This is a genomic window from Auritidibacter sp. NML130574 (assembly GCF_003185725.2).
Classification (GTDB): domain Bacteria; phylum Actinomycetota; class Actinomycetes; order Actinomycetales; family Micrococcaceae; genus Auritidibacter; species Auritidibacter ignavus.
Genome location: NZ_CP031746.1, coordinates 1,731,846 through 1,753,166 on the forward strand (window position 1 = coordinate 1,731,846; position 21,321 = coordinate 1,753,166).

Here is a 21,321-nt window from a genome sequence, read left to right on the forward strand (position 1 = left end):
GCTAGAGAGATGACCTGTGCAGAGCCAATATCCCCACCGAGGCAGACATCCCTGCCCCTGTCCATCCTGGATCGGGCCAATACGCGGACCGGATCCTCGCCCGGTGCGGTCCTGCATGACGTCATCACCCGCGCCCAACACGCCGAAACCCTGGGGTACCACCGGTTTTGGGTCGCCGAACACCACGCGGTCCCCGGCATCGCCGGATCCACCCCCGCCGTGTTGATGGCCGCCATCGCCCAAGCTACCCAGACCATCCGGATCGGCTCCGGTGGGATCATGACTCCTAGCCATCAGCCCCTCGTGGCCGCCGAGTACATCAGCACCCTGGAGGCCCTGTTCTCCTCCCGGATCGATATCGGGCTGGGCTCGTCGGTCGGCTTCACGGCCCCAATCCGTCGCGCACTCCACCAACAACATGCCGACCGCTACCATTTTCCTGAGCAACTGCGCGAGATCATCGCTTTGTTGAACGGGACTGCTGAGATCACCCTGCAACCACCGAATGAGGCAACCACCCCGTTGTTTGTGCTCGCCTCAAAGCGTTCGGTGGCCACCGCTGCCGAGGTGGGGGCCGGTGTGGTGATCGGCGGACCGGCCCTCCCCCAGTTCTCCGTAGCCCACCGCGACGAACTGGCCGCCTATCGGGATGAGTTTGTCCCCGATCCGCACCGCGACCAGCAACCCCGGGTGATCTTATCCCTCAACGTGGCAGTAGCCGAGACGGAAGCCCACGCCCACGACCTGTTGCTCTCCGAGGCCTGGGCGATGGCCCGCTCCCGGAACGTGGGCGCCTTCCCACCCTTGGACGATCCCACCGAGGTCCGCCACGCCCTGGATCACGCCACCGCCCGCGAACGTGCGCACACCGATGAGCACCTCGCTCAAGGCCTGGCCGGCACCCCCGAGACCGTGGCCGCCCGGGTGCGTGAGCTGGCCGAATTTTACGAGGCCGATGAGGTGCTAGTCACCGGTGGCATCTTCGACCCCGCCGACCGGCTCGCCGTCGACAAACAACTCATCGCCGCGTGGGGTTGAGGCTCTGTCGGCCGGCTGCCTGAGGCGTGCGCGACTGTTGGCGCACCACCGTGGACCGGCACAACCCTGACAGGTCCTGACACACTCACGTCAGCCGTAGTAGGGTCAAGTTGTGAACGACTCCCAACGACCCCCGGTCCAGGGCTCACTGATCGACGCCCTGGTGCGGGCCCAGGCAACAGGCACGGTGGAGATCATCGATCTCACCAACGAGCTCTCAGCCGATATTGCGGTGTTGCGCCTGCCCGCCCCCTACATCAATTTGCACGACTTCTCCCTCGAGCCGGTGGCCGCCTTCGATGAGCGGGCCCCGTTGTGGGCGCATCATAATTTCCGGATGGGTGAACACGTGGGCACTCACGTCGATGCCCCCGCCCACTGGATCACCGGTCGCGATGGCAAGCACATCCACGAGCTGGCCCCAACCCGACTGATTGGTCCGGCCGTGGTCCTCGATTTCGTCGCCGAGGCGCGGGCTGATGCCGACTGGTGCTTGGAGATTGCCGACGTTCAGCAATGGGAGCGCACCTACGGCCCCTTACCGCCAAACTGCTGGGTGTTACTACGCACCGGCTGGGATGCCTACGCCCGCGATCCCGAAAAATCCCTCAACGCTGACCAGCATGGCCCCCACACCCCCGGGGTGTCGCCCGCAGCCGCCGAATGGCTCTCCCAGCGTGAGGAGGTCTCCGGTTTCGGAGTTGAAACCGTCGGCATCGATGCCGGCCTGGCTGCCGGATTCGAGCCGGCCTTCCCGGTGCACCACTATCTGCTCGGGGCCGATAAATATGGGGTCACCTCCCTCCAAAACCTCGATCAGCTACCACCCACCGGCGCGTTGATCGTCGTCGCCCCATTGCCGATCAAAAACGGCACCGCCGCCCCGGCGCGCGTCTTCGCGATCGTTGAACGCCCCGGTGCCGTGGCCGGCCAGCACCCCGCCAGCCCGTCTTATCCTTCCAGCCCCGCCAGTCCTTCCAGCTCAGACGGTGATCGCCGATGACCGAACAACCAGCTCAACAACCCCAACCCGCCCCGCACGACTCACCCGCCCAGCCGACTCTGGTCCAACGTGTGGCCGAGATCTTAGCCGAGCACGGCCTGACCCACGTCTTCGGTGTGGTCGGCTCGGGGAACTTTCATCTCACCAACCAGCTGATCGCCGCCGGGATCGAGTTCACCGCAGCCCGCCACGAGGGAGCAGCCGCGTCGATGGCCGACGCCTACACCCGATTGGCCAGCCTCGATTCCCCCGAAACCCGACAGGTCCGTCCCGAGCTGAACCCCACCGGGTTCGCTGCGGTCAGCGTCCACCAAGGGTGCGGGCTGACCAATACCCTGACCGGACTGACCGAAGCCGCCAAATCCGGCACCGGCATGCTGGTGCTCACCGCTGAAACACCCCAGGAGTCGGTGGGCTCGAATTTCAAGATCGACCAGTTCAGCCTGGTGGAAGCCGTGGGTGCCACCCCGCTACGCATCAGTGACCCCAATGAAGTGGCGACAGTACTTGACGAGGTCTTCCAACATCTCGCCCGACGTCATACCGTGGTGCTGAACTTACCGATCGATCTGCAGACCCAACCGGTCACCGCCGAACGTCAAGTCCCCCACCGGGGCCCGCGCACCGGCACCATCCCGCAACTTTCCCAGGTGACCCGAGCAGCCAAATCCTTATTTCACGCCCAGCGCCCGGTGGTACTGGCTGGTCGGGGCGCGTTGCACGCCCGCACCGAGATCATCGCTCTGGCCGAAACCGCCGGGGCACTGCTGACCACCTCCGCGGTGGCCAACGGACTCTTCGAGGGACACCCGTGGAACCTGGGCATCTCCGGTGGATTCTCCTCTCCGGTGACCGCCGAGCTCATCTCCCAGGCCGATCTGGTGCTGTCCTTTGGTTGTGCCCTGAACGACTGGACCACCCGCCACGGGGAGCTGATTAACGACGAGGCCACCCTGATCCAGGTGGACCATTCCCCGTGGGCGATCGGGAAATTCCGAGAGGTCTCCCAAACCCTGGTGGCTGATTCCGCTGCGGTGGCGGAGGCCGTCAACGCCGAGCTAACTCGCCTACACCATGACGCTGCGGAACATTCCGAGACACCGTCGGTGACCGGGTACCGCACCGATCACGTGCGTACCAAGCTCTCGGCAAAATACTTCAACGAGGTCCCCCTTGCCGGTGGCGATCTGAGCACCGAGGACCGTATTGACCCCCGCGTGCTCTCTACCAAACTCAACCGGCTGTTGCCCGAACAGCGCGTGGTGACCACCGATTCGGGAAACTTCATGGGCTACCCGGTGGCCTATCTGCGCGTTCCGGACGTGCGCGGATTCTGTTTCACCCAGGCCTTTCAGTCCATCGGGCTGGGACTGGGCACGCTGGTCGGTGCTGCCTTCGCCGAACCGACCCGCATGCCGGTCCTCGGCACCGGCGATGGCGGATTCGCCATGGGCATCTCCGAACTGGAGACCCTGGTTCGGTTGCGCATCCCAGCGGTCGTGATCATCTATAACGATGCCGCCTATGGGGCCGAGCTCCATCACTTCGGCCTGCAACCGGGGCAAGATACTGCCCGGAACGCGGTGACCTTCCCCGACACCGACTTCGCCCGGATCGCTATCGGTTACGGGGCCCGGGGGATCACCGTGCGTGTCGCCGAGGACCTCAGCCAGGTCACCGATTGGCTCGAGACCGCCGTGAGCGCCGATGAGCACGGTCGCCTGACCGGCACCCCGCTGATCGTGGATGCCAAGATCGCCTCGGATGGTGGCGCTTGGTGGCTCGAGCAGGCCTTGAGGCACCAAGTTCGGTCCTGCGTGTCCTGGGAAGACGTCGAACATTGACCTTGCTACAGCCGTAGGGAAGAATCGAAGTGAGAGCACCCTCGCTTGAAAATCGGGTGTCCACCATTTCGTATCACCCCCACCTCGGGTGAAGAAAAAGGAGAATGACATGGGTCTTTTCAGCTTTCGTAACATCTTGACCTTCGGTGCCGGTGCTGCCGCCGGGTACTTTTTGGGCTCCCGCGAGGGGCGCAAGCAGGCCGAGGAGATCGCCCGCCAGGCCCAGGAATTCTGGACCGACCCCAAGACCCAGCAACAGGTACACGATGTGACCTCCAAGGTGACCAGTGTGGTCAAGGAAAAGTCTCCGGCTCTGGGCGACGCTGCTGAAACCGCCGCCGGCATCGTCGACAGCTCCACCGGTTACACCTCCGAGACCGCCCAGTCCGAGAACACCGGCACATCCGCTGATTCCGACACCACGTCCAACTCGACGTCGAACTCCACCTCCAAGACCACCAAGCCGTCCGGCGGTGCACACGCCAACTCATGATGACCACCGGCGTTCACCCGCCGTGTCATACACCGTCATATCCGGGCCTGGATCCCTCAATGAGCGGGGGTTCGGGCTCGGTTGTGATGCTCGAGAGCAACAGCACACCAGAACCTGAGACCTCCCGTGTTACGTCGTCATAACGGCTCCGTCACGCCGTTGTTCATCTATGAGTCACCATCAATATCACCTAATTCACTTGCATTTAACACCTACTTCTGTATCGTATAGCTCAGCCCTGAAAACCAGGGCCTGAACGTGCCTGAGACGACGAATACCCGCCCTTGGGTCGTGGCCGATGGCTCGGTTCATCATCTACTCAACCTTGTCAGGAGTGCTTAGGCACCGATGTTGACCAAATTGCACGACGCGTTAAAGTTGAAAACATCCCCGGTGATTTTCTTTTCCTCCGCCGGGATCATCATTCTGTTCGTGATTGCCACCATCGCCTTCACCGAGCCACTGGGCGGGGCAGTCTCCACCGCCTCCGATTGGTTGCTGACCAACCTGGGTTGGTTCTACGTCCTAGGTGTGACCGTCTTCCTGGGGTTCTTGATCTACATCGCGCTTGGCCGGTTCGGTCGCGTCAAGCTCGGCCCCAATGACGAAAAGCCCGAGCACTCCGGTCTAGCCTGGTTCGCGATGCTGTTCGCGGCCGGTATCGGTTCGATTCTGATGTTCTGGGGTGTGGCCGAACCGGTCAGCCACTTCGGTGATCCGCCACGCGGCCCCTCGCTGGGCATTGAGGCAGGTACCGACGAGGCCGCCGCGGAGGCGATGAACTTCACCTTCTATCACTTCACGTTGCACACCTGGACCATCTTCACCCTGCCGGCACTGTGCTTCGCCTACTTCATTCACAAACGCAACCTGCCCCCGCGGGTGTCCTCGATCTTCCAGCCCATTCTGGGTGAAAGAATCCACGGTCCGATCGGTAAGTTCATCGACGTGGTGGCCATCGTTGGTACCGTCTTCGGTGTTGCGGTTTCCATCGGTCTGGGTACCCTGCAGATCAACGGTGGTCTGGGTCAGCTCTTCGGTGTGCCGAACTCGGCTGGCTGGCAGCTGATCATTATCGGTGTGGTCACCGGTGTGGCTCTGCTCTCGGTGTCGCTGGGGCTGGATAAGGGCATTAAAGTGCTCTCCAACATCAACATCGTGATGGCCATCGGTCTGCTGATCTTCGTGCTCATCACCGGTTCGACCCTGTTCATGTTGCGCGGTACCTTCGAGTCCCTGGGAAGCTACCTGCACCACCTGCCCGAAATGGCGCTGTGGAACGACACCTTCGCTGATACCGGCTGGCAGAACACCTGGACCGTGTTCTACTGGGCCTGGACCATCACCTGGTCGCCGTTCGTCGGAATCTTTATCGCCCGCATTTCCAAGGGTCGCACCGTGCGTCAGTTCGTGCTCGGTGTGCTGGCTATTCCATCGGCCTTCTCCATCCTGTGGTTCGGTATCTTCGGCTACGGTTCCTTCGATATCGAGCTCAATGGCGACGGTGGGCTGGTCGAGCGCGTGGTCGACGAGGGAGACATCCCCGGCGCGCTCTTCGCCTTCCTGGAACACCACCCGTGGTCCTACCCGATGTCGATCCTGGCCATCATCCTCGTGGTGATCTTCTTCATTACCTCGGTCGACTCGGCCGCACTGGTCACCGACACCATGGCCAACGGTCACGAGGACTACAACCCGCTGGGCCAGCGCATCTTCTGGGCGGTGGCCATCGGTCTGATCACCGCCACCCTGCTGGTCTTCTCCGCTGAGGGCGGTCTGACTGCACTGGAACAGACCATTATCTTGGTCGGTCTGCCATTCTTCGTGATGGGCTACTTCCAGATGTACGCGCTCTACCGCGCCCTGCGTGAGGACGCCGGTGAGTTGCCCCAGATCCGGACTCGCGAGTGGAAGAAAGTCCTGCCACCGGAGGAATACGCCCGTCGTGACGCCGACGATGACTTCAACACCGATGATGTGGTCGTCGAGCCCGAGGCCGAAGAACCGGCTCCGGTCATGCGCGATCCGTACCTGGATCTGGAAACGATCGAGCCCAGGGCCAAGCACGGTACCCTGGCTGCCCGCACTAGCTCGGCCCCGCTACCCAAGGTGCCCAAGAAGGACCGCAACCAGTAAGGGCCGGGGCTCGCTGAGTCCCACACGGCATGAGAAAACCGGCAGGGTTTCTCCCTCAGCGGGAGAGGCCCTGCCGGTTTGCTGTCTGGCGGTCCTAGCGCTGCAAAGATCCCGGCGTGAACTGGGAACCGTGGTGGCGTTCATTGAGGTGATCGCCCTGACCAAACAGCTTCTGACGCAACGTGCCCGGAGCGTAGCCGGTCTTGTACCGCCCCAGCTTCTGCAGCTGTGGCACCACGTACTCGACGATGTCCTCGAAGGTGCCTGGGGTGACCGCATAGGCTAAATTGAACCCGTCGATATCGGTCTCATCCTGCCACTGGATCATCTTCCGGGCCACGGTCTCGCCGGAGCCGACGATGACCGGGCCGAAGCCGCCCACACCGACCCATTCGGCCATTTTGCGCACGGTCCACTCCCCGTCATCTCCCGACGCCTGCTTGAAGGTCTCCACCGTGGACTGGATCGCGTTTGATTCCACCTCACCCAGCGGCTCGTCCAGATCGAACGTGGACAGGTCCAAGCCCATCCAGCCTGACATCAGCACCAGGGCGCCTTCCACATCGGCGTAGCTGGCGTAGTCTTCAAACTTCGCCTGGGCCTCGTCATCGGTGGCTGCGGTGATCACCGTCAGCATCGCGAAGATCCGCAGATCATAGGGGTCACGGCCGGCATCCACTGCCGCCTGGCGTAGCTTTTCCACAGTCGCGCTCATCAGCTGTGGGGTGGGCGAGTTAATGAAGGAGGCTTCAGCGTGCTTACCGGCAAACGCCCGACCTCGGGTGGAGGCACCAGCCTGGAAAATCAATGGCACCCGTTGCGGGGAGGGCTCGGTGACCGCGGTGCCGGGAACGGAGAAGTACCGACCCTGGTGGTTGATATTATGCACCTTGGTCGGATCGGTGAACACCCCGGTGCCACGATCCTCGACCACCGCATCGAGCTCCCAGGAGTCATTGAGTAACTTATAGACCACGTCCATGTACTCATCGGCGTGATCGTAGCGCTCGTCGTGTTCCATCTGATCGACATTGCCCATATTGCGGGCCGCGGAGGGCAGATACCCGGTGACCACGTTCCACCCGATCCGGCCGTCGGTGAGATGATCCAAGGTCGCCAGTCGCCGAGCGAAGGGGTAGGGGTGCTCATAGGCGGTACCGGCGGTGACCCCAAAGGAGAGGTTCTCGGTCACCGCGGCCATCGCCGAGACCAGCAAGAACGGGTTGTTGACCGGCACTTGGGCCCCGGAATTCAGCGCTGCCCGGGGTGAGTCCTCAAAGACGTCGTAGGGACCGAGCACATCGGCAATAAATAGCCCATCGAACAGGCCCTTTTCCAAGATCTGGGCCAGCTTGGTCCAGTAGCCGATCGTGTTGTATTCCCGGGCGTGATCCTCCGGGTGGCGCCACAGCCCCGGGGACTGGTGCACCACGCAATTCATGTCGAAAGCGTTGAAGAAAATCTCGCGCTCACCGTTCTGGCCGGTTTCAGGGGTGGTCGACATCGAAAGATACTCCTTCCATCGGTCTTGGCATTAGCACCCGGGCACGGACCGTGGATCACGGGTTGCTGCGGCGTCAACGAGCCAAGTCTCTCAGCCACTCTGGATGGGACGAGACCATCACCTGACCTGGGGCTTTTCGACAGAATGTGGGTGAGGCAAACCGCCGTGCGAGTGGAGACCGGTTGCTACCGGGGCGTGCTGCTGGGGCTATCGGTTCTGCGCCAGATAGGTGCTGGGCACGGTTCCGTTGACTTCCCAGTCACCGACCATCCTGGCCTTGAATACCGATGGATCATGGGTGGCCAAGGTCCGGGCGTTGCGCCAGTGCCGGTCCAGGGCCAAACCGGTGGAGGTCGCCGAGGCCCCGAGCACGTCAAAAATACCGGTGCAGACCTCCAACGCCAATGACGGGACCGTAATCGCTGCCCGCTGGGAGGCCACCAACGTCTCGATCCACCCGGAACCGGGCTGAGCCTCTTGACGACCAGCGTCGGTGGCCTCTTGGGCTACCACGGCCTCATCCAGTTGCGCACCGATCGCGCGCACCGCTTGCTCACACAGCGCTGATTTGGCGGAGAGTTCTCCCACAATCCCCAACAGTTGATCGTCTTCGCGCGGGGTGGACCCGGTCGAGGTGTTGAACACGCGGGTGCGCTGTTGCAACGCGGCCATCCCATCGCGCAACGCCGCCCGGGCAATACCGGCCTGCAGGGCCAGCAACGTGACCTCAAGCATCACGTTGAGAATACCCCGCCGGGAATCACCCGGCCGGTCATAGACCGCCTCGGCCAAAGCGTCTTTCATGATCAGCGATCCGGTCGCAGTCAGCCGTTGCCCAAATCCGTCCCAGTCATCACGGACTCGCACGCGGGGCTGTTTCACCGCAACCACGGCCACCGCGGACAGACAATCCTCAACGCGCACCCCCGATTCGCCATGACGGCGTCGCTGACGGGCTCGTTTCAGCGCCAAATCATGGTCACGATCCACGCCCACCATCGTCCAGGTCGAGGCCAGCGTGCCCGTGGAGTAGTACTTGGTGCCCGACACGGTGAGGTTGCCCACCTCATCGGCGCTGACTGTGGTGGGCTGGGAGACCTGATCCATCGTGGCTGACAACGCCGAACCGCCCCACTCGCCCTGGTCAATCCGATGCCACCACTGCTGCATCTCGGACGAGGTGGTCACCGCGCGCAAATACTCAATAAACACCACATGCGATCGCCACATATGGGCGACGTTCACATCTTCGGTGGCGAGATCCATCATCAGGCGTAGCACCGTCTCGAAGCTTGCGACCGGTTGCTGCGGATCCTGTCGGGGCACCGTAATGGCCCCGAGCCCGGCGTCGCGCAACTGCTCGAGCGGAATGATCGGAAGATGTCGACCGGCTTCTCGCGCGCGATCACCACGGCCGATCTCGTCAAAGAGCTGCCGAAACTGACGGGAAAAATGTGCGTAACTCACAGCCGGTAATGCCTCCATCATTGTTGGCATGAGCGCCCGCTCCCGAAAGAACAGGCGATTACTGCGGCGTCAACGAGCGAGGTTTCTCGGGCGCTCTGAACGATTGATGCATCCACTGTAACCGATGATCGCTCAGGCGCCAATCAGCGACGTGACCTGCCGATCGGCTGCATCAGGGCTCGCATAGCATATCGGGCTCGATCCATGCGAAGCCTCATCCACAGCGCGGGCTGTATCCACAGATTGGTTTGGTCCCGGCCCGGGGTACCCCACCGGCTCCTAACGTAAACACCGTCCGATACACCTCTGCTGAAGGGAAATTCGCTGTGAACGCACGCTCAACACCTCTGATTCCTACCCGGTTGCTGACCACCGGGGCCACGCTGGGTGTGGCCGTGGCGATGACCGCTTCCCCGGATCTCGCCCACGCCACTGTCACCGACCACCAGATCACGCAGACACGATTCACCGGCGTCTGGCGGGATACCGGCTCACACGAGACGGCCTCATGGCATTCGGTCCCGGACTTTGATGTGGGTGATTCCACCACACTGACCGGCCACGGTGAACCCGGCTACCGCGTGCACACCACTGAGGCCGACGGGAGCAACCCCCGGACGGTGGCCACCGGCCTGTTCCAGGTTGAGATCAACGGCGAGACAATTCCGGCCTACTGTTTGGAGATCTCGCAAGCGACCTTGATCGATTCTATCGGCACCGTAGATCGGTGGGACGATTTCGCCAAAACCTCCCCAGGCCCGGAACAAACGCGGGATGCCTCCACCTCTTTGCGGGTGGGGTGGATCGTGCAGAATTCCTACCCGGCCCTGGAACTGGAGGAGCTGGCGGCCAAAGTACCCGGGGTCAGCCAGTTGACCAGCGACGAGGCCATCGCTGCCACCCAGGCGGCAATCTGGCACTATACCGACGAGATCACGCTGGAGGACAAGACCGTCTCGGCCTCAAACCGTAGCGCCGATCTCGGTGAGAACTCGGTGGATCACGTGCGGGCAGTCTACGACTATCTCATCGAAGAGGCCTCGGGGCTTGATCTTCAGGCGCATCAGAGCACCGCGGCGGCCCCGGGGAGCCTGCAGGTGGACGCCGAAGAGTTTCTCATTCCTGCCGACCGTGATCCGTCAAACCCGACCTTGCTGGGGCCGGTGACCATCGACGCCGCATCAGGCCATCTGGCCCTGTCGGCTGAGTCAGACTCCGGCCTGGAGTACACCTACACCGATGAAGACGGCGAACCGGTCGACCTACAACGCGTGGCGCACGGCGACGAGATTTACCTAGCGCACACTGCGGATTCTCCTGACGAAGACACCGTGACTTGGACACTGGAACAATCCCACGTCTCCCAACACCGGTTCGTCACTCTGCCGGTACACCCCGAGTCACACCGTCGCTCTCAGGCGATCTTGCTCGTCACCGCCCGGCAACACGGGCACGAAGACCAGGTGGAGCTGAGTTTCCGGACCGAGACTCAGCCGGCCGAAGCGTCCAGTTCCCCAGCCGAGGAGCCGGCAGACTCTGAGACGTCGCCCGAAGCCACGCCCCAGCAGCCCCCAACCCCCGCAGAAACCCCCCCACACGAACCGGAAGTATCCCCTACCCAGACCAGTGAAGAGCCCGTAGACACCGAATCTAGCCCCGCGACCCCGGACGTCGCCAAGCCGGTCAATGCCCCGGCAGAGGTGGATGACACCGACCGGGCCGAGTCAGACAGCAACAACGGTGAACACAACCCCCAGGTAGCTGACGATGAACTGGCCAAGACCGGCAGTACCTCCTCGTTGCTCTGGGCTGGCGTGGGTGGCGCGATCGTGTTGCTGGTGGGCATCCTGCTGGTGCGGTGGCGTCACCGAGACGACGCCTAAACGCTCTGGAATTTCCCGAGCTTTGAACTCCCCGATCAAGACCCCGACGAACGCGGTTTCACCACGATGAGATCCCAGACCGCGTTTGCTCGGGGTCTTTTATGACACCCGATTTTGACAAGCGGAGAAACGAAAAGATTAGATAAGCACGTAACCATCCAGAGCGGTTGAGAGATCTGGCTCTTTGACACCGCAGCAACCCCGACACGTTAGACACAATTGTCTGTTGCTTCGACTGGCACATTGACGTGAATCAGCAGGGTGCTAACGCCAGGAACGATGGAGAGTGATGTACGTACCTTCTGTTGCTTCGTCCACCCCCGGCGCCGGCGCCTCCGGTCAACCCCTTTCCAGTACCTCCGGTCAACTCGCGTCCGGTTCACAACTATCGGTCACCTTCGACCACGTCGGGCGTAGCTTTACCACCGACACCGGGACACGCACCATTCTGCGCGATATGTCGTTCACGGTTGCTCCCGGGGAGATCTTATCGATCATCGGAGCCTCCGGATCGGGAAAATCCACGTTGCTTCGCACCGTGGGGGGCCTGGATACCGAAAACACCGGGCATGTGCTGATCGGTGGCGACACGGTAGTAGCCTATGACCCCCGAACCGGTGTCGGATTCCAAGAGCCCCGACTGTTGCCGTGGCGTAGCATTGCCGCCAATGTAGCGCTCGGGCTACCCCGTGGCACCGGTCGGCGGGCCGGTCGCGAGCGCGTGGCCGAACTCCTTGAGCTGGTCGGGCTCGGGCAGGTGGCCAAGCACCGGCCTCGAGAAATTTCCGGAGGTATGGCCCAGCGCGCTTCCCTGGCCCGGGCGCTGGCACGGAGCCCGGAAGTGCTACTACTGGACGAGCCTTTTGGCGCCTTGGACGCGCTGACCAGGATCAAAATGCAACAGCTATTACTGGATGTGCATGCTGCCACCAACACCACGATCTTATTGGTCACCCACGACGTGGATGAGGCCCTACACTTATCCGATCACATCATGTTGCTGGGCTCGGACCAGTCTGGGCAGCCCGGAGCGACAGTGCAGGAGATCTGCCAGGTTCCCGGTGCCCGGCCACGGGATCTCTCCACCCCAGAACTCGTCGACCTCGCCCGGCATCTGTACGAAGGGCTGGGCGTGACCGAATCGACCGCCACCACCGACACAGCGGGGGCAGGACGATGACATTCCAGTTTCTCCGCGGTGGTGTGGCCACTGCAAGCGTTCTTGCGCTGTCGGTGACCCTGTCCGGCTGTCTGGTCGGTGAAGGATCGGGGTCCATCGATAATCCTGACGACACGCTGACCCTGGACTACGCGACGTATTCTCCGCTGAGCTTGATCATCAAAGATCAGGGCTGGCTCGAAGATGAACTGACCGATCAGGGGATCTCAGTGGAATGGGTCTATTCAGCCGGTTCGAATAAGGCCAACGAGAACCTACGAGCCGAAGCCATCGATATCGGGTCGGCTGCGGGATCGGCCTCTTTGCTCAACCGTGCCAATGGGGCTCCGGTCAAGACCATTGCCATCACCAATCAACCGGAATGGTCGGCGCTGGTGACTGCAGCGGATGCCGACATCAGCTCGGTAGCAGACCTTGCCGGGGGCACCGTGGCAGCCACCCGTGGCACCGATCCGTTCTTCTTCTTGATTCAAGCTCTGCAAGAGCACGGCGTGGACCCAGCAAGCGTGGAAATCCAGAATCTGCAACACGCCGATGGCCGGCAGGCCATGGAGCAAGGGTCGGTGGATGCCTGGGCCGGGTTGGATCCGATCATGGCTGGGGCCGAAGCCGAGGGGGCACAGCTGATGTATCGGGACGTCGAGCTGAACACCTACAACTTCCTCAACGCCACCGAGGAGTTTGTTCAGGACCATCCTGACCGCGCGCAACTGGTGGTCGATACCTATGAGCGGGCCCGACAGTGGGCCCTGAAGCATCCCCAGGAAACCGCGGAAATTCTGGCCGAGGAGGCCGGCATCGAGATCGAGGTGGCCGAAACGGTGATCTTTGAACGTTCGAACCTGGATATTTCACCGGTGCCTGGTCAGGATCAGCTGTCGGTGTTGCGCACCATCGGCCCCATCTTCGTCGGAACCGCAGATGTTGATCGGCCCGAACATATTCAGACCGCTTTGGACGAGATTTTTGAGCCCCGGTTTGCCGAGCAGGCGCAGCATGCTGGCAAGCACCAGCACACCGGGGAGACTGCACCCACCGAGAAGAGCACTGATCACTGATGAGCACTCACAGCACAAAAACTGTCACGACATCAACATCGTCAGCATCGGCCTCCGGTCGTCCTGGTAGCGCCGGCATCCCTGAAACAGCTGGTCAGGCTGATCAGACCCTCAGCGTTGACCGCTCGGGAGCGGCGGCCAGGGTTCGGTCGGGTCACGCAGAAAAGCCATGGGATCAACGAGGCGGGCGCTCTTGGTGGTTGGGCACCACCGCGGGGCGGTTTGTGCTCGGGCTGATCGTGCCCGTCGGGCTGTTGCTGGTGTGGTGGGGTGTCACCGCCGCCGAGGTCTTCAACCCGGTACAGTTGCCTTCTCCGTTCCAGGTCATCGATGCCGGTGTGGTGCTGGCAGAACGTGGCGATCTCGGGTTTCACATCCTGATCTCGTTGCAGCGGGTGCTCCTTGGTTTCGGCATCGGTGCCGCATTGGGGCTGGTACTCGGGGCCGTGCTGGGTCTAAACCGATGGGCTGAGGCGATGCTGTCCCCGATCCTGGGCGCGATCCGGGCGGTGCCGTCACTGGCGTGGGTTCCCCTGTTGATCCTGTGGTTGCAGATCGGGGAGAATTCCAAGGTCACGCTGATCGCCATTGGGGCATTCTTTCCAGTGTTCACCACGGTGTTTTCGGCTCTGAAACACGTGAACCCACAGCTGGTGGAGGCCGGCAGAGCCTTCGGCTATCACGGGTTACGACTCTTAGGCACCGTCCAGTTGCCGGCCGTGGTGCCGTCGATCTTTTCCGGGCTACGCCTTGCCTTGGCACAGGCGTGGCTGTTCGTCGTGGCTGCCGAGCTGATTGCCTCCTCGATGGGGCTAGGCTTCTTGCTCACGGATTCGCAGAACAACGGTCGGACCGACCGACTGATTCTGGCGATCATTCTGCTGGCGGTGATTGGCAAAATCACCGATGCGTTACTGGGTCTGTTGGAGAAGTGGGCCATCAAGCGGTGGGCCTAGAACGGTGGCGGGCCGTCGGTGCTAAAAGGGTCCGGGACGTCATCCGGTCCATGTTCGATCGCCTCCAGCGGGATCAGGGTATCGGGAGCTGGCGGATCGGGAGCTGGCGGATCGGGATCGGAGAGGTCGAGGCCGGGTAGCACTGGCGGGGTAGGGCGTCGGTAACGGTGGCCCGTCGGGGTTTCGACGGTCATGTCGGCGACGGTGGAGTGGTGTTTCCAGTGTTTCTTTTCTTTGGTCTGATTGCACACCCGACACAGTCCCTGGCCGTTGGCGAAGGAGGTCGGGCCACCGTCGGCAAAGCGTGTGGCGTGATCGAGTTCGTGGATGGGGTTCTCGCAACCCGGGGTGCGGCAGAGATCGTCGCGCAGGCGAATGAGTTCTTTCAGCCCGGGAGGAAAGAGTCGGGCGGAGGATTCCATCGCGACCAAATGGCCGGTCTGAGGGGCGGTAAACAACCGGTTGAGCAGGACGTTGGCCTCCGGGTTCGCAACCCACTGCCGAGCGATGTAGGCCGGCAGAGTGCCGACCCCGGGGATACGGGCCACGGTGTCATCGGTGCCAAAGAGCGTACGGTCGGTCATCACGAGTTTGACCTGGACGGGGATGGCCGGGGCGGAGGATTGGCCGGTGAGACGTTCGACCAGCAGGTCGGCGATAAGTTGTTCTTCGCTGCGGGTGTCCTCGCCGGTACGGATCATCCGGCGGGCGTCGCGTTGGAGCGTGGCGTGGCAGGCGGCGGCTTGTTCGGCGGGAAGATAAGCGTTGAGCGTTCCCATCCCCGGACCAGCGGGGCCAGTTTTCACATTGCGTTTGGTGCGGTTGGTGGAGGCCTGGCGATCCATGGTCTCGGGATCGAGGCGCTGGGCATGGGCTTGAGCGCGCTGTCCCAATTCGGCTGGGGTCAGCGTCGCGTAGTCGCCGGCCAGGTGCTGATCGATGGTGCGACGGTGGTCAGCATCGACTCCTTGGGTGTCACGGACCAAGGTCAGGGCGGCGGCTTCTGACAGTCCCCCGTTGGTCATCGAGGCCAGCGCCTGGGGCAACGAGTCAGCGAGCGTCCGGGCGGCACGCAGTAGCTTGGCTCCGGTACGGTGGTCCACGCGACGCGCGAGCGCAATTTCGGCGCCGAGCCCGGAGCCACGGCGTAAGGCCGGGATGTTGTCGGCGGTTTCGGCCTCGATACGCAGGGTGGACAGCTGGGCGGTGAGTGTGGCTTTGATCCCGTCCAGAGTGCGGGTGAGATCTTCGGCAGCAGCCAGCAAATCAATGGCATCAGCCTGGTCGGTCAGCGACAGGGTGACGAGCTGGTCGCGGAGTTGATCGCCCGTGTTGTGGAAGGCATCGAGCAACTCAGCGGCGGGCGTGACGGTATCCTGATCCGCAGGTGCCGAGTGATCCGGCTGGACTGGATGAGCCGGCTGGGTTGGTGGAGGGAACTGAGCTGTCATACCGATGACGGTAGGAGATCGTTGCCAGCCAGGGTAGCCGTAGCGCGGCAACGGTGGAGAAAGCCGGCGAGTGTCCCACGTGTGTGGAGAACTAGCTGGCGGTGATCTCGGCGGCTGCTACCCTGTACCGTTCGGCGGTGGCGGCCACGTCGGCTTGGTAGTGCACCGAATTGTTGTAGGACCGGATCGCTGCGATCCACTCTTGAGAGCCTTCGAGCCCGGCGCGAGAGTGACACAGATAGCGGGCGGCGGTATAGGCGGCATCATCGATCTGATGAGGGTCGGCCACGCCGTCGCCCGAACCGTCCGCACCCCAACGGGCCCAGGTCTCGGGGATGAACTGCATCGGGCCGACAGCGCGATCGTACACCTCGTTTTGATCGAGTTCTCCCCCGTCGGTGTCGGGGACGTGAGCGGTATGGCCAGTGCCGTCCAGGGGGACGCCGTAGATCTTGGGGGTGACGCGGCCATCGTCGGCCACCGAGCCACCCTGCAGGGTGCCGTGCTGGGACTCGATCCAGCCAATGCCGGCCAGGGTGTTCCAGCCGACCGCGCACTGTTGTTCCTCGCGGACCCGTCGATCGGCGCTGGCATAGGCCGACAGGGCCCGGGGCGGGATCCCGGTGGCCTCGGAGACGGCGTGTAGCCAGTCGGGGTCAATCTTGTCTGGTGTCTGAGTCGCATCGCGAGCGGTGGACTCGGCACCCGGGGCATCGACGGCGGCCATCGGGGCGATGGTTGCCGAAGCCTTGGCTTTGTCAGCGTCGGTCATCTCCGCGACCCGATCCTGGCCGGTGGTGGGGCCGATGCCGAGTTTCGTGGCCCAATCGGGGCGGAAAGCCAGGATTCCGAAGGCCACGATGATCAGCAGAATCAGCACCGCGAGGGATCCGAAGAGCAGATCCCGCACGGTGGTTGAACGCTGGGAAGAGGCCATACGGTGGAGTCCTTACTGGCGGGGTGACTGAGGCTTGGCTGGATCGGCTTGCTGGGTGTGGCGTCGGCGGGTGGTCACCACGTAGGCAATAATCCCTCCGCTCACGACGAGAAGCACCACCAGGGTACCCCACGGGATGATGATCCCGGATCCGTTGGCTTCAACGGGTTCGCCCAGGGCACCTGAGACGGCTTCTGGGGTGAGCTTGACGGTGGCGTGATGGTAGCCGATCGGCCAGATGGTGGCTCGTTCTTCCACGATCCCGGTGCCAGAGGGCATTAGTTCCAGCACGGTACTGGAGTCTTGATCGGTGGCATCGGATTCATGGACGGCGCCCAGCCAGACCGAGTTGTCGGGGTTGATCCGGGTGAGCGCATTGCCGGTATTGGTGACTTCATACCGCACAGTGGCTTCCACAGGTGCGAAGGGTATCCAGGCCACCGGGGCGTCGACAATGCTAATCTCGTTGATCTCCAGCGCCGGGATGACCTCGCCGTCGACGGTGATCCTGATTTGGGAGGCCAGCCGGTGGTTGACTGCGACCTGGCCGTCGCCTTCCGAGAGCCGGGAGGTGACCACTCCGCCCAGGTGGTCTCCGGGTGTGGCATCAGCGGGGACCTCGATCGTGAAGGCCACGGTCTTGGATTCGCCGGGGGCGACGGTGATGGACTCGGTCTCCACGGTGCCCCAGAGTTCCAGGCCGGTGGGCTCTTGGCCGGGTTCTTTCAGGGACAGTGTGCCATCCACGGAGGTTTCGGCATCGGCGATGGTGGTGTTGAGGGTGAGCTCTTCGGCGCCGTAATTGACCACGACCATCTGGTCTTCAATGGTCTCACCGGCAGAGACCTGGTAGGCAAACGAGCTACGGCCGGTGCCGTAGTCGTTATCTGCCGGGGCGATCCCCCAGGTCTCGGTCTGATCCGGGGAAAGGCTCTGGTCGGTAGCAGGGAGCTTAGCCGAGGCAGGGGTTTCAGGCGTGGCAGCGGTGGCAACGGTGGGGGTGTACGGGATCAAGCACAGCAGGGCTGATAACAGGGTGGTGATCACGGCTGCGGGGACAGTCAGGCGGGTGGTCATGGTGCTCCGGGTGGTGAAAAAGGATCCGAGGCCTCGGTGAGGTGCGACCCCGTGGGGCACAACACCTCACCGAGGCTGTCGGGTGGTGTAATACTCTGCTGGGCTACTTCGCGATGGCGGTCACGGTCAGCACCGAGCGGTAGTTCCCACCGGAGGGGATATTCTGTTGCAACACGTTAAGGTTCAGTTCCGCACCCAGGGTGGTCTTTTCACCGGTAGCGCCGGTGGCGGTAGCCAGCGTGCGGTTGGCGGCCAAACCGTTCTCCACATTGGGCTTCACCTCGGCACCGGCTCGTGCTGTCTGACCGGTTTGGGTCACCCGCGGCACCCAGCCCAGGGCGGCTGCGCCGAAGGATTCAGTTCCCGCGGCGTTCTGGAAGGCCGAGGCCTGTCCGGTCACGTTCCAGCCCTGAGAGTTCGAGCGGGTATCGAGCACGGTGGCCTCGGGCAGGCGACCGGAGGCCACCACCCCACCAGCCTGATCCACTTCACCCTGGCCCAGGGAGGTCTGGTTCTTCTCGATGGTCAACTTGAACGCGCCGGTGGGGGTGTCATCACCGTCACCATCGCCGGGACCTTCATCGGGTCCGCCGGGGTTGCCAGGGCCAGGTTGGTTCTGATCAGCATCGGGGATGGTCACATCGGTATCGACACATTCGGTGTTCTCACCGTCAGCTGCCCCGGCGGTGGTGCAATCTTCATGCTCGGGGGTCGGCTGGGCCGGGGCTTTCACCTTGGGGTAGGACACCGAGATCGGGGCGGCCGGTTTCTTGGGGTCGACCTGGCCGCCGGTGGAGTACCAGTACCCGGCCTGGCCAGTGCCGACGTTGAAGTCCACTGTATCCTGGGGGAAGGAACCCCAGTGTTTGCCCTCCCGCTTCTGCGGGTTGGAGGGGCCGTTGGCTTCAACCTCAACCGCAACGCCCAGGTAATCGGGCTTGATCTCGATCCCGGTCTCGGTCACGTCGACATCGGAGAAGGTGGCCACGGTGGCGTTGTGCATCGGATCGAGCTTGACCCACTTGGACAGGTCGTACATATCAGCGCCGTAACCGGTCAGGGTCGCGGTCAGTTCGCCCTTGCCGTTGGTGACGGTCAGCTTCGGATCGTTGATGCTCCAGTAGGTCATCCCGCCGTAGAACACGGTGGTGAAGGAACCGTCCCAGGAGATCTCGGCGTTCTCGCCTTCGGGATCAACGGTGCCGGAACCGGCGGCAATATTAGCCTGATTCCAGGAAGAGGAGCCCGGCGCCGTTTTCAATCGGGCGCCAGAAGGCTTGCCATCGGCGGTGATGGATTCAAAATTCCGGGCCGCCCAGGTGGCGGGCACCTGGTTTCCCTGGGCATCCGGGCGGGTGATGGTGACGTTGCCGTCGCGATTCGTGAAGTACTTGGCGTCCTTCTGTTCATCCCAGACGGTGGCACCGCGGTTCTGATCGCCGTGCACATTGCCGACCTCGCCGGCCACCAGCCAGTTGGCGCCACCGAAGAAGGCACCGCCACCGGCTTCTTCGTTGACGGCCCAGCTAAACTGCACGTCGCTGACCGGGAGGTTCTGATCGGCGTTGGCTTCGGTGGCGGTCAGGCCACCGGCCAGTAGCGCGATACCGGCGACACCGCCCAACAGGCGTGTGATCTTGTTCTGCATGTCTCTCCTTGCGTGGTGAGTTGATGGATTGATCGGTTGAAGGGTTGGCAGGAAAGGGGACTGTGGTGGTGGCGGGGTCAGTTTTTCCAGGGCAGTACGAGCCAGCCGCGCCAGAAGGCGAGACCGGTGCCGGCGCCGATCACCAGCAGTCCGGCCAGCGCCCACAGGAACGCTTCGCGGTGATCCTGCATGAATTGGGCGATGTCGTCGGGGATCAAGTTGCCTCCCAGCCAGTCAATGTCTTGGGCGGCTACGGGCTGCCCGTAGGAGGTTTTGGCTTCCTCGGCGGCTTGAGCGGCCGCGTTGGCATCGGCGAGTCCAGTGGCTTCTGGCGCGGCCGGGTGGCCCATGGCTGCTAGCAAAGAGCTCAGATCCAGCGGCTCATAACTCGCCGTGGTCGAGGGCCCGGTGGGAGAGGCCCAGCCGGCTGAGGGGACCCGAGCGCTACCGGCCGGGTTCCTGACGGTCTGCAACGGCGCCTGGGGCGCGGGCGGCTGGGTCGCCTCACTGGGTTCCGTCAGCTGTGGGGGGACCTCGGTGGCGCTGCCGGACGAGATCGGGCGGGTGGCGTCGAAGGAGACAGTGATCGGGGTCGGGGGTTTGGCCGGGTCACGCAGCCCACCGGTGGTGTACCAGTAACCGGCTTGACCGGTCAGGACCTGGAAGTCCACGAACTGTTGGGGGAAAGAACCCCAGTTGGGTTCGTTGCGGTTTTGCGGGTTGGAGGGACCCACCGCGGCAACATCAACTTTCACCCCGCGGTAGCGAGGGGTGGTGGTCAACCCGTTGAGTTGTTTGGTCTGTGGGTCGGTTTTCATTGACACGGAGTTGATGGTGGCCATGGGCACCTTTTTGTGGGTTTCCAGCACCGTCCATTTGGACAGGTCGTACATGTCCGCGCCGTACCCACCCAGGTCCGCGGTGAGCGTGCCTTTGCCGTTGGTGAGCTCTAGCACCGGGTCGGTGGCCCACCAGTAGGTCATCCCGCCGTAGAACACCACCGTAAAGCTCCCCTTCCACTTGATCCGGAGAGTATCGGTGGTGGCATCGTAGTGGCCTTGACCGCCATCGATCACGACTTCGGCCTGGGTGCCGGTTTCTGCGGGGTTGGTCAGCACCGTGCGGGGTGTCGAACCGGTGAGATCCTGGCATTTGTTCTGCCAGGTGGGGGTGGTCCACTGTGTGGCGCCGAGCCGTTTTTCGATCCGGACATTGCCCTCTTTGACCTTGAACAACCTGTCGTTGCTCCAGACCTCGGACCGGCCCCAGTTGCCGGCCTTTCCGGCTTGCAGCCAATTGCAGCCGCCGAAGAAGGCCCCGGCGTTGGATTCGACGTTGATCCCCCACCGGAACTGGGCGTTGTCGATGGTGAAATTGCCTTGTTGGTCGGGAGTGACCCGGGCGTTGAGGCCCTCGGGAATCTCGACGCCGATATCGACCTGGCGACGTGAGGACCCCTGGGCGTCCGATGAGTCATCGAGTGAGGCGATGGCGGGGCTGGCGGCCAGCGGGACGCTGAGCAATGCGGTTAGGACCAACAGCAGTGCCGTCAACAATGCAGTCACTGCCGACGCGCGTCGTGGTGCACCGAGTCTGCGCAGACAGCGCCGAGTGGCTTGCCGGGTTGGGGTGGTGTTAGCCATGGC

16 protein-coding genes and 2 riboswitches are annotated in these 21,321 nt (G+C 63.0%); of the genes, 9 read left to right on the plus strand and 7 right to left on the minus strand.

From position 1 onward, the window contains the following. Nucleotides 1-9: 9 nt before the first annotated feature. From DCC27_RS07840 to DCC27_RS07860, 5 genes are all read left to right on the plus strand, one after another. On the plus strand, nt 10-1,038 hold the full coding sequence (locus DCC27_RS07840) for an MsnO8 family LLM class oxidoreductase (protein ID WP_158278509.1): 1,029 nt from the start codon (nt 10-12) through the stop codon (nt 1,036-1,038). Nucleotides 1,039-1,150: 112 nt separating this feature from the next. After that, nucleotides 1,151-2,041 carry a cyclase family protein gene (locus DCC27_RS07845; RefSeq protein WP_110101336.1) on the plus strand — a complete coding sequence of 297 codons (891 nt, stop codon included), beginning with the start codon at nt 1,151-1,153 and terminating at the stop codon, nt 2,039-2,041. Then, entirely contained in the window at nt 2,038-3,885 is a 1,848-nt protein-coding gene (locus DCC27_RS07850) for a thiamine pyrophosphate-binding protein (RefSeq protein WP_110101335.1), read from the plus strand. The genes DCC27_RS07845 and DCC27_RS07850 overlap by 4 nt, the downstream gene beginning before the upstream one ends. A gap of 109 nt (nt 3,886-3,994) precedes the next feature. Then, on the plus strand, nt 3,995-4,378 hold the full coding sequence (locus DCC27_RS07855; RefSeq protein WP_110099158.1) for a YtxH domain-containing protein: 384 nt from the start codon (nt 3,995-3,997) through the stop codon (nt 4,376-4,378). Nucleotides 4,379-4,726: 348 nt separating this feature from the next. Further along, nucleotides 4,727-6,514 carry a BCCT family transporter gene (locus DCC27_RS07860; protein ID WP_110110647.1) on the plus strand — a complete coding sequence of 596 codons (1,788 nt, stop codon included), beginning with the start codon at nt 4,727-4,729 and terminating at the stop codon, nt 6,512-6,514. A 94-nt stretch (nt 6,515-6,608) separates the two neighbouring features. On the opposite strand, the gene DCC27_RS07865 is transcribed toward DCC27_RS07860, so the two are convergent. Together DCC27_RS07865 and DCC27_RS07870 are read right to left on the minus strand one after the other, a co-directional pair. Then, nucleotides 6,609-8,018, minus strand: a complete 1,410-nt coding sequence (locus DCC27_RS07865; RefSeq protein ID WP_110110646.1) for an LLM class flavin-dependent oxidoreductase — start codon at nt 8,016-8,018, stop codon at nt 6,609-6,611. Between the two features lie 12 nt (nt 8,019-8,030). Beyond that, nucleotides 8,031-8,128, minus strand: a riboswitch (SAM riboswitch). A gap of 97 nt (nt 8,129-8,225) precedes the next feature. Next, nucleotides 8,226-9,515: an acyl-CoA dehydrogenase gene (locus tag DCC27_RS07870; protein WP_246840065.1), complete on the minus strand. Its 1,290-nt coding sequence runs from the start codon at nt 9,513-9,515 to the stop codon at nt 8,226-8,228. A 296-nt stretch (nt 9,516-9,811) separates the two neighbouring features. Between DCC27_RS07870 and DCC27_RS07875 the strand changes: the two genes are divergently transcribed. The 4 genes from DCC27_RS07875 (at nt 9,812) to DCC27_RS07890 (ending at nt 14,562) form a co-directional block, all read left to right on the plus strand. Further along, a complete protein-coding gene (locus tag DCC27_RS07875) occupies nt 9,812-11,368 on the plus strand; it encodes a Cys-Gln thioester bond-forming surface protein (RefSeq protein WP_117328645.1) in 1,557 nt (518 codons plus the stop codon). 151 nt (nt 11,369-11,519) lie between these two features. After that, a riboswitch (SAM riboswitch) is annotated at nt 11,520-11,654 on the plus strand. Between the two features lie 3 nt (nt 11,655-11,657). Then, on the plus strand, nt 11,658-12,548 hold the full coding sequence (locus tag DCC27_RS07880) for an ABC transporter ATP-binding protein (protein ID WP_110101331.1): 891 nt from the start codon (nt 11,658-11,660) through the stop codon (nt 12,546-12,548). Continuing rightward, nucleotides 12,545-13,606 carry an aliphatic sulfonate ABC transporter substrate-binding protein gene (locus DCC27_RS07885; RefSeq protein WP_110101330.1) on the plus strand — a complete coding sequence of 354 codons (1,062 nt, stop codon included), beginning with the start codon at nt 12,545-12,547 and terminating at the stop codon, nt 13,604-13,606. The genes DCC27_RS07880 and DCC27_RS07885 overlap by 4 nt, the downstream gene beginning before the upstream one ends. Next, nucleotides 13,606-14,562, plus strand: a complete 957-nt coding sequence (locus tag DCC27_RS07890; protein WP_110110644.1) for an ABC transporter permease — start codon at nt 13,606-13,608, stop codon at nt 14,560-14,562. Before DCC27_RS07885 ends, DCC27_RS07890 begins: the two co-directional genes overlap by 1 nt. Here DCC27_RS07890 and DCC27_RS07895 read toward each other — a convergent pair. The 5 genes from DCC27_RS07895 to DCC27_RS07915 all read right to left on the minus strand — a co-directional run bounded on the left by DCC27_RS07895 (nt 14,559) and on the right by DCC27_RS07915 (nt 21,318). Then, nucleotides 14,559-16,013, minus strand: a complete 1,455-nt coding sequence (locus DCC27_RS07895) for an HNH endonuclease signature motif containing protein (RefSeq protein ID WP_110101328.1) — start codon at nt 16,011-16,013, stop codon at nt 14,559-14,561. The two genes, DCC27_RS07890 and DCC27_RS07895, sit on opposite strands and share 4 nt — an antisense overlap. A 91-nt stretch (nt 16,014-16,104) precedes the next feature. Continuing rightward, the gene (locus DCC27_RS07900) at nt 16,105-16,950 is read right to left on the minus strand and encodes a lytic transglycosylase domain-containing protein (RefSeq protein WP_246840066.1); all 846 of its coding nucleotides are present in this window, start codon (nt 16,948-16,950) and stop codon (nt 16,105-16,107) included. A gap of 12 nt (nt 16,951-16,962) precedes the next feature. Further along, complete coding sequence (locus tag DCC27_RS07905) at nt 16,963-18,027, minus strand: WxL protein peptidoglycan domain-containing protein (protein ID WP_146206438.1); 1,065 nt, start codon at nt 18,025-18,027, stop codon at nt 16,963-16,965. Between the two features lie 103 nt (nt 18,028-18,130). After that, nucleotides 18,131-19,675, minus strand: a complete 1,545-nt coding sequence (locus DCC27_RS07910) for an HtaA domain-containing protein (protein ID WP_110101326.1) — start codon at nt 19,673-19,675, stop codon at nt 18,131-18,133. Nucleotides 19,676-19,752: 77 nt separating this feature from the next. Then, nucleotides 19,753-21,318 (minus strand): HtaA domain-containing protein, encoded by a 1,566-nt coding sequence (locus DCC27_RS07915; protein ID WP_110101325.1) that lies wholly within the window; start codon nt 21,316-21,318, stop codon nt 19,753-19,755. Between the last annotated feature and the right edge of the window lie 3 nt (nt 21,319-21,321).

Coding starts and splice junctions, on each gene's coding strand:
- DCC27_RS07890 (WP_110110644.1), top strand. CDS start 13,606: ATGAGCACTCACAGCACAAAAACTGTCACGACATCAACATCGTCAGCA.
- DCC27_RS07905 (WP_146206438.1), bottom strand. CDS start 18,027: ATGACCACCCGCCTGACTGTCCCCGCAGCCGTGATCACCACCCTGTTA.
- DCC27_RS07865 (WP_110110646.1), bottom strand. CDS start 8,018: ATGTCGACCACCCCTGAAACCGGCCAGAACGGTGAGCGCGAGATTTTC.
- DCC27_RS07895 (WP_110101328.1), bottom strand. CDS start 16,013: ATGACAGCTCAGTTCCCTCCACCAACCCAGCCGGCTCATCCAGTCCAG.
- DCC27_RS07855 (WP_110099158.1), top strand. CDS start 3,995: ATGGGTCTTTTCAGCTTTCGTAACATCTTGACCTTCGGTGCCGGTGCT.
- DCC27_RS07910 (WP_110101326.1), bottom strand. CDS start 19,675: ATGCAGAACAAGATCACACGCCTGTTGGGCGGTGTCGCCGGTATCGCG.
- DCC27_RS07880 (WP_110101331.1), top strand. CDS start 11,658: ATGTACGTACCTTCTGTTGCTTCGTCCACCCCCGGCGCCGGCGCCTCC.
- DCC27_RS07850 (WP_110101335.1), top strand. CDS start 2,038: ATGACCGAACAACCAGCTCAACAACCCCAACCCGCCCCGCACGACTCA.
- DCC27_RS07915 (WP_110101325.1), bottom strand. CDS start 21,318: ATGGCTAACACCACCCCAACCCGGCAAGCCACTCGGCGCTGTCTGCGC.
- DCC27_RS07885 (WP_110101330.1), top strand. CDS start 12,545: ATGACATTCCAGTTTCTCCGCGGTGGTGTGGCCACTGCAAGCGTTCTT.
- DCC27_RS07840 (WP_158278509.1), top strand. CDS start 10: ATGACCTGTGCAGAGCCAATATCCCCACCGAGGCAGACATCCCTGCCC.
- DCC27_RS07900 (WP_246840066.1), bottom strand. CDS start 16,950: ATGGCCTCTTCCCAGCGTTCAACCACCGTGCGGGATCTGCTCTTCGGA.
- DCC27_RS07870 (WP_246840065.1), bottom strand. CDS start 9,515: ATGCCAACAATGATGGAGGCATTACCGGCTGTGAGTTACGCACATTTT.
- DCC27_RS07860 (WP_110110647.1), top strand. CDS start 4,727: ATGTTGACCAAATTGCACGACGCGTTAAAGTTGAAAACATCCCCGGTG.